Origin of the sequence: Peribacillus sp. NPDC097895, assembly GCF_050277555.1 — a bacterium.
GTDB lineage: Bacteria > Bacillota > Bacilli > Bacillales > DSM-1321 > Peribacillus.
Genome location: NZ_JBNNSH010000002.1, coordinates 21430 through 34716, shown reverse-complemented (window position 1 = coordinate 34716; position 13287 = coordinate 21430). Strand labels below are relative to the sequence as shown.

Genomic DNA, 13287 nt, shown 5'->3' with positions numbered 1-13287 from the left:
AAGGGTGACCATTCATGTCTGTACTAGACAATTGGGATCAATGGAAAAATTTCTTAGGCGACAGATTAAATCAAGGTGAACAACAAGGTTTATCAGAAGGTGCTGTTACCAACTTGGCTTTTGAAATCGGCGATTACCTTGCTAAGCAGGTTGAGCCCCAGAATGATCAAGAGAAAGTTCTTGCTGATCTTTGGTCGGTCGCAAGCGATGAAGAAAAACATGCAATGGCAAGCGTTATGGTCAAGTTAGTCGAGAACAATGGAACAAAGTAAACTATCAAGCCAAAGGCCCTGTTATTAATTAACAGGGCCTTTGGCTTGAAGTTGACCACTATTTATCCTCTTCGATAAAAATGAAGACTTTTATAGGGTTTTTCCTTTTAACTTAACAGGAAATGCTATATTATAGAATCTAGACAATAATAATTAATGGGTACAGACCTTGAAAATAACGATGGATAAGTTTTGCCCGAATGGGTAAAAGCTTTTAGGCTTAAGGAGTGTTATCGTGGAGAATAAAGAATGGTATTTTGAATATGAAATTCAAGTCAACCGCCCAGGTTTATTAGGGGATATTTCATCCCTGCTTGGTATGCTGTCGATCAATATCATCACTATTAACGGGGTTGATCAAGGCAGGCGTGGCTTACTTTTGTTGGCGAAAGATAGCCGTAATATAGAAAGATTCGAATCAATCCTCCATACGATGGATACGATAAAGGTCATTAAGCTTAGGGAACCTAAATTGCGTGATCGTCTTGCTGTCAGGCATGGACGTTATATTCAGCGCGATGCTGATGAGAAAAACACCTTTAGGTTTGTCCGTGATGAACTTGGTTTGCTTGTCGATTTCCTAGCCGAGCTGTTTAAACAGGAAGGTCATAAATTAATCGGCATCCGAGGCATGCCACGTGTAGGGAAAACGGAATCTATCGTAGCCTCGAGTGTATGTGCTAATAAAAGATGGTTGTTTGTGTCATCGACCCTTTTAAAGCAGACTATCCGCAGTCAGCTTATTGAGGATGAATATAACAATGATAATTTGTTCATTTTAGATGGAATTGTTTCGACCCGCCGTGCAAATGAGCGACACTGGCAGTTGATTCGCGAAATCATGAGGCTTGATGCGGTCAAAGTCATCGAGCATCCGGATGTTTTTGTCCAAAATACCGAGTATACTCTCGAAGACTTTGATTATATTATTGAATTGCGAAACAATCCAGAAGAAGAAATAACATATGAAGTTGTCGACCAAAAAGACCAGTTTTCTGGATCTGATTTTGGTTCCTTTGACTTTTAAAATGGCAGGTGTTTTATTTGACTGAGTTAGGTAATCGATTAAAGGAAGCTAGGGAAGCAAAAGGCCTTAGCCTCGAAGACTTACAGGAATTAACGAAGATTCAAAAGCGCTACCTCATTGGCATTGAAGAGGGAAATTACAGTATGATGCCTGGAAAGTTCTATGTACGGGCTTTCATAAAGCAATATTGTGAAGCGGTCGGGCTGGATTCCGAAGAGATTTTTGAACAATATAAGAGTGAAGTGCCTTCAGTCTATAGTGAGGAATTGCCTGAACAACTTTCAAGGGTCCAATCCCGGAAAACGATTCCGGCTGGGGACTCCAAGGTTGTAGAAATGTTGCCTAAAATCCTAGTTTCGGTTTTAGTTATTGGTGTTGCTATATTAATTTGGGTGTTAGTATCCAATTATATGAGCAAGCCAGATAGTGCTGATAAAAAGAGTGAAAAACAGGGTGAAGTGGTCGGATACAACAAAAGTGATGAATTAAACAAAAAGGAACAAGAGAAAGCGGATAAAAAGCAAGAGGTAGAAAAAGAAGATACATCTGACAAGAAAGATGATGCAGATGACGCTGTAGACGAAAAGACCAAGCAAAAACTTACCGTTATCAGTACAAACGGTAAAAATAGTACGTATGAATTGAAAAATACGGATACCTTTAAGTTAAAAGTGACTTCCAATGGCTCACCATGGGTTGGTATTAAAAATGGTGAAGGTAAATTACTATTCCAAGGGACTATCAAAAAGAACGATAGCGAGGAAATTGATTTCACCAATGAAAAAGAAGCTGTCATTAATGTAGGCAGAGCGTATGAAACGGATATTTTTGTGAATGATGAGAAGCTGGAGTATTCCATTTCACCGACTGAAGTGAATACGCAATTGGTTACGATACAATTTACGAAAGCCGAATAGTCATCTTATAGATGACTATTTTTTCTCTATATTAATGCGGGATTGGTTTATCCCGGCATATAAGATTGGGTTTTGAGTTAAATTATACATATAAGCATGTGGTGGCCTTACGCCATAATTATTTTAGATCTATAACGCTTTGCCAAACGGCCGGCGTAAATTTTGGAGGTAAAAGTTTTGAATCTGCCTAATAAGATTACAGTAGCAAGAATCTGTTTAATACCAGTTTTTTTAATCATCATGCTCGCACCTTTTTCATGGGGTACACTTACTTGGGGAGAATACAGCTTGCCAGTTGCGCACTTAGCTGGAGCGATCCTCTTCATTATCGCTTCTACTACGGATTGGATCGATGGCCATTTTGCCAGAAAATACAATTTAATTACGGATTTAGGGAAATTTTTAGACCCATTGGCTGATAAACTTCTGGTTTCAGCTGCCCTAATTGTTTTGGTTGACCTAGATTTAATGTACGGTCAGTCGTGGATTGCCATCGTGATCATAAGTCGTGAATTTGCCGTTACCGGATTACGTTTAGTACTAGCGGGTACAGGGGAAGTGGTTGCAGCTAACCAGCTTGGTAAAATTAAAACATGGGCGCAAATTGTTGCTATTTCGGCATTATTGCTGCATAACCTTCCATTCGCCCTCATTTCACTTCCGTTTGCTAATATCACATTATGGATTGCATTAATCTTTACAATCTGGTCAGGTTTGGATTATTTTATAAAAAACAGAGAAGTATTTGTTAATTCAAAGTAAAACGAATGGTGGTTTTGAAAAGATGGATGCAGAAATCATTGCAGTGGGCTCTGAGCTTCTTTTAGGACAAATTAATAACACTAATGGAAGATTCCTATCACAACAATTCGCGGAAATGGGTATCAATGTTTTTTACCATACTGTGGTAGGGGATAATGACCGTCGTTTACAACAAGCTATAGAAATCGCTGAATCAAGGGCGAACTTGATTGTCTTTACCGGTGGACTTGGTCCTACCAAAGATGATTTAACGAAGGAAACGATTGCTCGCCATATAGGGAAAAAGCTCGTTTTTAATGACGAAGCTTTGCAATCCATTGAAGCTTACTTTCAAAAACGGGAACGGCCGATGACGGAAAACAACAAAAAACAGGCGCTTGTTCTGGAAGGCTGTGAAGTGTTGGCAAACGATCATGGGATGGCCCCGGGAATGGTCTTATCCAAATCTGGGATTACATACATGCTTCTCCCAGGTCCCCCGAGTGAAATGGAACCGATGTTTTTAAGTTATGGGTATGAAGCGATCATGAATAAACTGGACAAGCATGAACGGATCGATTCCAAGGTTCTTCGGTTCTACGGGATAGGTGAAGCTGAACTGGAAACGGTGATTGAAGATCTTCTTGTCAATCAAACCAATCCGACAATTGCTCCCCTTGCTTCCGAAGGGGAAGTGACGTTAAGGATTACCGCTAAAGACTCATCTAAAGAAAAATGCGAAGAGCTTATTTTAGAAGCGGAAAAAGAAATTCTTAGCCGGGTCGGAAAGTTCTATTATGGAAGTGATAATACTTCGCTCATAAAGGAGCTTGTAAAAGAATTAACGGTCCGCAAGCTTTCGATTGCGGCAGCGGAGAGCTTGACCGGAGGGATGTTCCAAGAGCAGCTGACAACCATCCCGGGCGCCGGTAAAGTCTTCAAAGGTGGTATTGTCAGTTATTCGAATGATGCCAAGTCGAATGCTCTAGACGTCAGCGAGGGTACCATCTCTGAGCATGGTGTGGTCAGCGGTGAGTGTGCTATGGAAATGGCCTCTAATGTCCGGAAAAAGCTCGATGCGGATGTAGGCATCAGCTTTACAGGTGTCGCAGGGCCAGATGAACAAGAAGGCAAACCTGTCGGTACAGTATTTATTGGTATTTCATATCGGGATGGGAACACTCATTTCAAGGAGCTTAATCTTTCCGGAAGCAGGGCGCAGAACCGGATTCGAAGTGTGAAGTACGGCTGTCATTACCTATTAAGGGATTTATAAACGTCGAAGCAGGGCTTTTTAAAGCTCTGTTTTTATTTGTTGGAGAAGTTTGTTTCTGTAAAAAAAGGGGAAAGAAGAAAAAAGTTAATTCCATGAAAATGCTTTTTTAAGTCAGTAATTGAAAGAAAATGAGGGATTCCTTAAGATAAAACGCTATTTTACAAAGAATATCCAGAAGGAAAAAAACGAATGAATGTTCGACTTTTTGCTTGGCAAAATAGTAAAAAGAGTATATAGTAAAGATAGGTTTTGAGACAAGATATAAACATTGATCTCAAATAATTGCTAACGTAAGAACACCTTTAATCGGACAGCCGATTATTTGAATATAGAGGAGGAAATTGAGTGAGTGATCGTCAAGCGGCTTTAGATATGGCGTTAAAACAAATTGAAAAACAATTTGGTAAAGGTTCTATTATGAAACTTGGAGAACAGAGTGATAGAAGGATTTCAACCATTTCAAGCGGTTCTTTAGCATTGGACGTAGCATTGGGAGTGGGCGGATATCCAAGAGGCCGGGTCATTGAGATATATGGACCTGAAAGCTCCGGTAAAACGACTGTTGCATTACATGCCATTGCAGAAGTACAAAAGACTGGTGGTACGGCTGCATTCATTGATGCAGAGCATGCTTTAGATCCAGCATATTCAGAAAAACTTGGTGTGAATATCGATGAGTTATTGCTTTCACAGCCTGATACAGGTGAACAAGCCCTGGAAATCGCTGAAGCATTAGTGCGTAGCGGAGCGGTAGATATCATTGTCATTGACTCAGTGGCAGCCCTTGTTCCTAAAGCTGAAATCGAAGGAGAAATGGGAGATTCCCATATGGGTCTTCAAGCCCGGATGATGTCTCAGGCACTTAGAAAACTGTCGGGTGCCATTAATAAATCAAATACCATTGCCATTTTCATTAACCAGGTCCGTGAAAAAATCGGTGTTATGTTTGGAAATCCAGAAACCACTCCAGGAGGCCGGGCTTTGAAGTTCTATTCAACTGTTCGTCTGGAAGTGCGTCGTGCGGAACAATTAAAACAAGGTAATGAAATCGTCGGTAATAAAACGAAAATCAAAGTTGTAAAAAACAAGGTTGCTCCCCCATTCCGTCAAGCAGAAGTTGATATCATGTATGGTCAAGGGATTTCCCAGGAAGGTGAAATCATCGATATGGGTGCAGATTTGGATATCGTCCTTAAAAGCGGCTCGTGGTACTCTTACAATGAAGAGCGTGTCGGACAAGGACGGGAAAATGCGAAGATGTTCTTGAAAGAAAACCAGGATATCGCCCAGGAGATTTCTCAGAAAATCAGAGATCACTATAATCTTGATGGAGAGCATGAATTACCACCAGAAGAAACAGAAGAGGAACATTTTGAATTGCTTGATTAACAGAAGGAAAAGGCCTAAGCTTGTTCGCTTAGGCCTCTTTCTATATATTGTGAATTAGAGAGAAATTGAAAAAGTGCGCAATTTTCAGCGAATTAAATGGTTGGGTAATACAGATTTACAGTCTACTTCCATAATGAATGTTGCACGTAATGTCGGTTGGTATTAAGAAAACTTGAATAATCATTGATACATAAGGGACAAACGCTTGACAATAAAAATTCTCAACTATACAATTAATATGTATATTTTACAATTTTTCAAACTAAAATTTTGAAAATTAAGTGCTGTATATTGAATTTATGTGCAATGTACTTGCCGACAGTTCAACATTTTATGTAAAAAGTTCATAGCAAGGGGAGGTGAAACGATGGAACCCATGACAATCATCTTCACTTTGCTTGGCCTAATCGTCGGTGCAGTTGTTGGTTATTTTATTCACAAATCAAAGTTTGAGAGTAAAATAACAGGGGCAAAGGGCTCTGCAGAACAAATCCTTGAGGATGCAAAACGTGAAGCGGATGCTCTTAAGAAAGAGGCCTTGTTGGAAGCAAAAGATGAAATTCATAAAATTCGTTCTGATTCTGATCGGGAATCCCGTGAAAGAAGGAACGAATTACAAAAACAAGAAAATCGGTTATTGCAAAGAGAAGAGAATTTGGACCGTAAGGATGAAACGTTAGACAAACGTGAAAGCCTTTTGGAGAAAAAAGAAGATTCTCTAAACCAAAGACAACAGCATATTGAAGTGATGGAAAGCAAAGTGGACGAGACGGTTCGTAAGCAGCAAACAGAGCTTGAACGTGTTTCCGGTTTAACTCGTGAAGAAGCTAAAGCAATCATTATAGACCGAATGGAAAACGAACTGGCTCATGATGTAGCGCTTATGATTAAAGAAAGTGATACCCGTGCCAAAGAAGAAGCTGATAAAAAAGCAAAAGAAATTCTTTCTCTTGCCATTCAGCGTTGTGCGGCTGATCATGTTGCAGAAACCACCGTTTCTGTAGTAAATCTTCCAAATGATGAAATGAAAGGACGGATAATCGGACGTGAAGGACGAAATATCCGGACATTAGAAACGCTAACAGGTATTGACCTTATTATTGATGATACTCCTGAAGCTGTCATTTTATCTGGATTTGATCCAATTAGACGGGAAACAGCACGCTTGGCTCTTGAAAAACTTGTTCAGGACGGACGGATCCATCCGGCTCGAATCGAAGAAATGGTTGACAAAGCAAGACGTGAGGTAGATGAACATATTCGTGAAATTGGTGAACAAACAACTTTTGATGTTGGAGTTCACGGTCTCCATCCGGACCTTATCAAAATACTAGGCCGTTTGAAGTTCCGTACCAGTTATGGGCAAAACGTGCTTAAGCATTCAATTGAAGTGGCTCAGCTTTCAGGTTTACTGGCCGCAGAGGTTGGTGAGGATGAGGTTCTTGCCCGCCGTGCAGGTTTATTGCATGATATTGGGAAAGCAATTGATCATGAAGTGGAAGGCAGTCACGTTGAAATTGGCGTCGAATTAGCCACCAAGTATAAAGAGCATCCAACTGTCATTAACAGCATCGCTTCACATCATGGCGATACGGAACCAACTTCCATAATTTCAGTGCTTGTAGCAGCCGCTGATGCATTATCTGCTGCAAGACCAGGTGCTAGAAGTGAAACGCTTGAAAATTACATTAGAAGACTTGAAAAACTCGAAGAGATTTCCGAATCCTATGATGGAGTAGAAAAGTCATTCGCGATTCAAGCCGGACGAGAAGTGCGGATTCTAGTGAAACCAGAGCAGATAGATGATCTTTCGGCCCATCGACTCGCACGTGATATCCGGAAAAGGATTGAAGAAGAGCTCGATTATCCAGGTCATATAAAAGTCACGGTCATCCGTGAAACAAGGGCAGTCGAATACGCCAAATAAATTGTTAAATAAAAACGAAGTGGTGCAAACCACTTCGTTTTTATTTTTCTACTATTTATGGTTAAGAGTGATTCCTATGATTACCTCATATTATGTTACAATACATACTTGAATATTCTTATCATTAGAAATGTGAATATAGAAAGGGTTTTACAATGAAATTGTTATTTATTGGAGATGTCGTAGGGTCTCCAGGTCGTGATATGATCCAAGAATACCTTCCAAAGTTAAAAGAAAAGTATCGGCCGCATATCACGGTCATCAATGGAGAAAATGCTGCCAGCGGCCGGGGAATTACAGAAAAGATATACAGGAATTTTTTAGAGTGGGGAGCGCAGGCGGTGACCATGGGAAACCATACATGGGATAATCGAGATATTTTCAATTTTATTGATGATGCGAAATATCTCATCCGTCCAGCTAACTTTCCAGACGGTACACCTGGAGAAGGCATGAAGTTTTTAAAATTGAACCAGCAGGAAATTGCGGTCATCAATTTGCAAGCCAGAACATTCATGCCGGACCTGGATTGTCCATTCAAAAAGGCGGAAGAACTCGTGGCAAAGGCTCAAAAAAGAACACCAATCATCTTTGTCGATTTTCATGGTGAGGCTACAAGTGAAAAACAAGCAATGGGGTGGTTCCTGGATGGAAAGGTTACAGCCGTTGTGGGTACACACACCCACGTCCAGACGGCTGATAACCGTATCTTACCTGCGGGCACCGCTTATATATCAGATGTAGGCATGACAGGACCGTATGATGGGATTCTTGGCATGGAAAGAGGGGCAGTCATCCATCGGTTCCTGACAAGTCTGCCTGTACGTTTCGAAGTGCCTAAAGAGGGACGAACTCTATTAAGTGGGATTATACTGGAAATTGACGATAAGACTGGTAAGGCTAAAAAGATAGAACGAATACTCATTAACGAAGATCATCCCTTTTATCATTGATTTGAATGGATGGACAGTCAAAAGCTGTCCATCCATTTTTTCATTAATAAAACCTTTGGTGGACAATCCCGGTTTTCTTTGTCATACAAGTTTTACTTGATGAATATAGTAGCAGTGGAAAGTGTTATAACTATTGAGCCAAAGATTATAATCGGCAGGGAAGACAAGGAGGACTAGGAATGGAAATATTAAAGGTTTCAGCAAAATCTAATCCTAATTCTGTAGCAGGCGCACTAGCGGGAGTGCTCAGAGAAAGAGGAGCAGCCGAAATTCAAGCAATCGGTGCAGGTGCGTTAAATCAAGCCGTCAAGGCAGTAGCAATCGCAAGAGGGTTTGTCGCACCTAGTGGAGTTGACTTGATTTGTATTCCTGCCTTTACAGATATACTTATTGATGGCGAAGAGAGAACGGCTATAAAGTTAATTATTGAACCAAGATAATCTCATGGGTTGGTGTCCTGTTTGTCTGACGGCGAGCAGGCTCTTTTTTGTGAAAAAAACCAAATGACGAAAAACACGGGTCTCTTTATAATGAAATAGATGAATTTTAAAAAGGTAAGGAACAGGAAGGGGGATTATATTGAATATTTTTGACGCACATTGTGATGTGTTAATGAAGATGTACATCGATCCGGATATTTCTTTTTTGGATAGTGATAAATTACATATAACAAAGCAGGGATTATTGGAGGAAGGGGGAAAAGTCCAGTGTTTTGCGATATATATTCCTGAAAAGGTACACCCTGATATGAGATTTCAGGCGGCCTTGGCAATGGTTGATATTTTTCATGAAAAGATTTTGTCAGAGCCGGAAATGAAATTTATAAAAACCAAGGCAGACATCGATTCCCTAAAAGAAAGAGAAATAGGTGCATTGTTAACTTTGGAGGGGTGCGATTGTATTGGCAATGATTTGTTGAAACTGAAAACTCTTCTTCATCTTGGAGTGTCCTCTGTAGGACTAACATGGAATTACGCCAACTTGGTAGCTGATGGGGCATTAGAATCAAGAGGGGGCGGATTGACACAATTTGGAACGGAGGTGGTGAACCTATTAAATGAGAAGTCAATTTGGTGTGATTTATCGCATTTATCTGAGGCTGGATTTTGGGACACCATAAAAAGGGCGGAATTTCCCATTGCTTCCCATTCGAATGCCCATCATCTTTGTTCGCATCCGCGAAATTTAAAGGACAGCCAGATAAAGGCCCTTTTGCAGAAAAATGGAGTGATCGGGGTAACCTTTGTCCCTCAATTTCTTTCTAATCGTGATTCATCTTCGATAAAGGATATCTTGAAACATATAGATCATATCTGTAGTTTGGGTGGAGAGAGGCAAATTGGATTAGGGTCTGACTTCGATGGAATCGAACATATGGTAGAAAATTTAACATCATATAAGGATTATCACAACTTTATCAATGAGCTGAACAGACTTTATTCCAGTGAGTTTGTAAAAGGACTTCTTTTTGGGAATTTCACTCGTAATTTCCCTGTTAAAAAGGAAAGATTTTAAGAGTGTTTCAATTCTCACTATATAGATATGAATAAATATTCTGAAAATATAAAAAATAGAAGCAAAAAGGTTGCAATTTGATGGTTTAACCGATAGAATTGAAAGCGTTTAGTACACCTTTCCTAACTAAGGACGATTAATTATACATAGTCGAATGTTCTGAAGAGAGGTGCGGTTAAATGCATTTATATACGAACGTTCTAAAGGAGTGTAAGACATGATCAATCAACTTTCATGGAAAGTTGGCGGACAACAAGGTGAAGGTATTGAAAGTACAGGAGAAATATTCTGTATTGCCCTCAATCGCTTAGGTTACTACTTGTATGGCTACCGTCATTTCTCATCCCGAATCAAGGGTGGACACACGAATAACAAAATTCGTGTAAGTACTACGGAAACACGTGCTATCTCTGATGATTTAGACATCTTAGTTGCTTTTGACCAAGAAACAATTGACGTCAATTATAAAGAATTACATGAGGGTGGCATCATAATCGCAGATGCAAAATTCAAACCTGTCTCCCCAGAAGATACAAAGGCAGAATTATATATTGTTCCATTTACAGAAATAGCAGCAGAATTAGGAACATCATTAATGAAAAACATGGTCGCTATCGGTGCGACATGTGCTGTTCTAGGAATGGAAATCTCCGTATTCAACGATGTAGTTGATGAAATCTTCGGCCGTAAAGGAGAAGAAATCGTTAAGAAGAATATGGATGCCATTACTGCAGGATACAAGGCAATGGAAGTAATGCTTGGTGAAAAACTAGGTGCAATGGAGCTGGAGAAGGCTGACGGCCAAAAACGATTGTTCATGATCGGAAATGATGCCATCGCTTTAGGTGCAGTTGCAGGCGGTTGTCGTTTCATGGCAGCTTACCCAATTACCCCAGCATCGGAAATTATGGAATACCTAATTAAAAAACTACCTCAATTGGGCGGGACGGTCATTCAGACTGAAGATGAAATCGCCGCTGCTACAATGGCGATCGGTGCGAACTATGGTGGTGTCCGTGCCATCACGGCTTCAGCTGGACCTGGACTTTCCTTGAAGATGGAAGCGATTGGTTTAGCGGGCATTACCGAGACTCCAATTGTCATAGTCGATACACAACGTGGTGGTCCATCTACGGGACTTCCAACTAAGCAAGAGCAATCGGACTTAATGGCAATGATTTATGGTACACACGGTGAAATTCCTAAAATCGTCATGGCTCCAAGTACTGTTGAGGAAGCTTTTTATGATACGGCTGAAGCATTCAACCTTGCGGAGGAATATCAATGTCCAGTTATCATTTTATCCGACTTACAGCTTTCTTTAGGTAAACAAACGGTTCAGCCGCTTGATTACAGCAAAGTGGAGATAAGACGCGGTAAATTGGTGGACTTTGAGATTGAAGAGGCTGAAAACAACAATTCATACTTCAAGCGTTATGAAGTAACGGAAGACGGGGTCTCACCTCGTGTTGTACCTGGTATGAAAAATGGAATTCACCATGTTACAGGTGTTGAACATGATGAAACGGGCAGACCTTCTGAGACTGCTTTGAATCGTAAAGCGCAAATGGATAAACGGATGCGGAAGTTGAATAAATTAACCAACACATTCCAAACACCAGTATACAAAAATACCCCGCATGAAGAAGCGGATTTATTAATACTTGGTTTTAACTCGACACGCGGGACGATTGATGAAGCGATCGGCCGGTTAGAAACGGATGGAATGAAAGTGAATCATGCGCAAATCCGTTTGATTCATCCTTTCCCCGCTGATGAAGTCCTTTCATTAGTGCAAGCGGCTAAGAAAGTAGTAGTTATCGAAAATAATGCGACTGGACAATTGGCTAATATTATCAAGATGAATGTCGGACATGTTAATAAAATTAAAAGCATCCTAAAATATGATGGCAACCCATTCCTCCCGCATGAAATTCACACACAATGCAAGGAGATGTTCGAATATGGCAACGTTTAAAGAGTTTCGTAATGATGTAAAACCTAACTGGTGTCCTGGCTGCGGAGATTTCTCCGTTCAGGCTGCCATGCAGCGTGCAGCAGCCAATGTAGGATTGGAGCCGGAGAACTTGGCTGTTGTTTCCGGTATCGGCTGCTCAGGCCGTATATCCGGTTACATCAAGTCATATGGTTTTCATGGAATCCATGGCCGCTCACTGCCAATTGCTCAAGGAGTGAAAATGGCCAACCGTGAATTGACCGTAATAGCTTCAGGCGGAGACGGAGATGGTTTTGCAATCGGGATGGGACATACGATTCATGCGATCCGTCGTAATATCGACATTACGTATATCGTCATGGATAATCAAATTTATGGGTTGACAAAAGGCCAGACTTCTCCACGGTCAGCTGCTGGATTTAAAACAAAATCCACTCCAGAAGGATCGATTGAACAGGCTGTTTCACCTATGGAATTAGCATTATCAGCTGGAGCTACCTTTGTCGCCCAAAGCTTTTCCACTGACTTGAAAGACCTTACAGCAATCATTGAAGCAGGGATTAATCATAAAGGGTTCTCATTCATCAATGTTTTCTCTCCTTGCGTAACTTATAATAAGATCAATACGTATGATTGGTTTAAACAAAACTTAACTAAATTGAACACGATTGAAGGCTATGATTCTTCAAATAAAGAACAGGCCATGCAGACTTTGATGAAACATGACAGCCTTGTGACAGGGATTATTTATCAAGACTCTTCACGCCCTTCGTACCAGGAATTAATACCAGGGTATGCTGAAGCAGGGTTAAATAAATCAGATCTGACACTCGATCAAGCACATTTTGATAAGCTTGTTGCTGAATTTATGTAAAAGTTAAAAGGTTCACCCCTTAAAATGGGGTGAACCTTTTTTGAGATTAATTGGAAATCTCAAATGGAGAGAATTACTAAACTCTTTGGATTAGCTTACCACCAACCGTTATTGCATCCACGGTTACAGCCGAATGAGAAGAAATTGCAACGATTCCTTCTGCAACAACAATGGTGGTGGCGGTCCCTATCGCGGTCCCGATCGCGGTCCCGATCCCGATCCCGATCCCGATCCCGATCCCGATCCCGGTCATTGTCACGTCTTTGACAGCCTCTTACAGCACGACAAAAATCGTCTGCGATTCTGTCGTTATCGTTGTTATTATGATGATGGTGATTATTGTTACATGACATATAAGTCACTCCTTCAATTATTTTGGTTGTACAAGATATCTTATTCGAGAGCGGACGAGATGCTATAGAAACATGACCCATTTAAT

13 protein-coding genes are annotated in these 13287 nt (G+C 40.6%); 12 read left to right on the top strand and 1 reads right to left on the bottom strand.

The window, feature by feature from the left end:
• The first annotated feature begins 14 nt into the window (after nt 1–14).
• The 12 genes from ACQKMH_RS11430 to ACQKMH_RS11375 all read left to right on the top strand — a co-directional run bounded on the left by ACQKMH_RS11430 (nt 15) and on the right by ACQKMH_RS11375 (nt 12848).
• On the top strand, nt 15–272 hold the full coding sequence (locus tag ACQKMH_RS11430; RefSeq protein ID WP_427587606.1) for a DUF3243 domain-containing protein: 258 nt from the start codon (nt 15–17) through the stop codon (nt 270–272).
• A gap of 235 nt (nt 273–507) precedes the next feature.
• A complete protein-coding gene (locus ACQKMH_RS11425; protein WP_427587605.1) occupies nt 508–1299 on the top strand; it encodes a DUF3388 domain-containing protein in 792 nt (263 codons plus the stop codon).
• Nucleotides 1300–1307: 8 nt separating this feature from the next.
• A complete protein-coding gene (locus ACQKMH_RS11420; RefSeq protein WP_427587604.1) occupies nt 1308–2216 on the top strand; it encodes a RodZ domain-containing protein in 909 nt (302 codons plus the stop codon).
• A gap of 177 nt (nt 2217–2393) precedes the next feature.
• Nucleotides 2394–2978 carry a CDP-diacylglycerol--glycerol-3-phosphate 3-phosphatidyltransferase gene (gene pgsA, locus ACQKMH_RS11415; RefSeq protein ID WP_427587603.1) on the top strand — a complete coding sequence of 195 codons (585 nt, stop codon included), beginning with the start codon at nt 2394–2396 and terminating at the stop codon, nt 2976–2978.
• Nucleotides 2979–3000: 22 nt separating this feature from the next.
• Complete coding sequence (locus tag ACQKMH_RS11410; RefSeq protein ID WP_427588483.1) at nt 3001–4233, top strand: competence/damage-inducible protein A; 1233 nt, start codon at nt 3001–3003, stop codon at nt 4231–4233.
• Between the two features lie 345 nt (nt 4234–4578).
• A complete protein-coding gene (gene recA, locus ACQKMH_RS11405) occupies nt 4579–5622 on the top strand; it encodes a recombinase RecA (protein ID WP_427587602.1) in 1044 nt (347 codons plus the stop codon).
• Between the two features lie 367 nt (nt 5623–5989).
• Nucleotides 5990–7549 (top strand): ribonuclease Y, encoded by a 1560-nt coding sequence (gene rny, locus ACQKMH_RS11400; RefSeq protein WP_427587601.1) that lies wholly within the window; start codon nt 5990–5992, stop codon nt 7547–7549.
• 155 nt (nt 7550–7704) lie between these two features.
• On the top strand, nt 7705–8502 hold the full coding sequence (locus ACQKMH_RS11395; RefSeq protein ID WP_427587600.1) for a TIGR00282 family metallophosphoesterase: 798 nt from the start codon (nt 7705–7707) through the stop codon (nt 8500–8502).
• A gap of 179 nt (nt 8503–8681) precedes the next feature.
• A complete protein-coding gene (gene spoVS, locus ACQKMH_RS11390; protein WP_029281188.1) occupies nt 8682–8942 on the top strand; it encodes a stage V sporulation protein SpoVS in 261 nt (86 codons plus the stop codon).
• Between the two features lie 139 nt (nt 8943–9081).
• On the top strand, nt 9082–10017 hold the full coding sequence (locus ACQKMH_RS11385) for a dipeptidase (protein WP_427587599.1): 936 nt from the start codon (nt 9082–9084) through the stop codon (nt 10015–10017).
• Between the two features lie 217 nt (nt 10018–10234).
• Complete coding sequence (locus ACQKMH_RS11380) at nt 10235–11995, top strand: 2-oxoacid:acceptor oxidoreductase subunit alpha (protein ID WP_427587598.1); 1761 nt, start codon at nt 10235–10237, stop codon at nt 11993–11995.
• Nucleotides 11982–12848, top strand: a complete 867-nt coding sequence (locus tag ACQKMH_RS11375; protein ID WP_230157945.1) for a 2-oxoacid:ferredoxin oxidoreductase subunit beta — start codon at nt 11982–11984, stop codon at nt 12846–12848. The genes ACQKMH_RS11380 and ACQKMH_RS11375 overlap by 14 nt, the downstream gene beginning before the upstream one ends.
• Nucleotides 12849–12924: 76 nt before the next feature.
• Here ACQKMH_RS11375 and ACQKMH_RS11370 read toward each other — a convergent pair whose 3' ends face one another.
• A complete protein-coding gene (locus ACQKMH_RS11370; protein ID WP_427587596.1) occupies nt 12925–13107 on the bottom strand; it encodes a hypothetical protein in 183 nt (60 codons plus the stop codon).
• Nucleotides 13108–13287 lie beyond the last annotated feature (180 nt).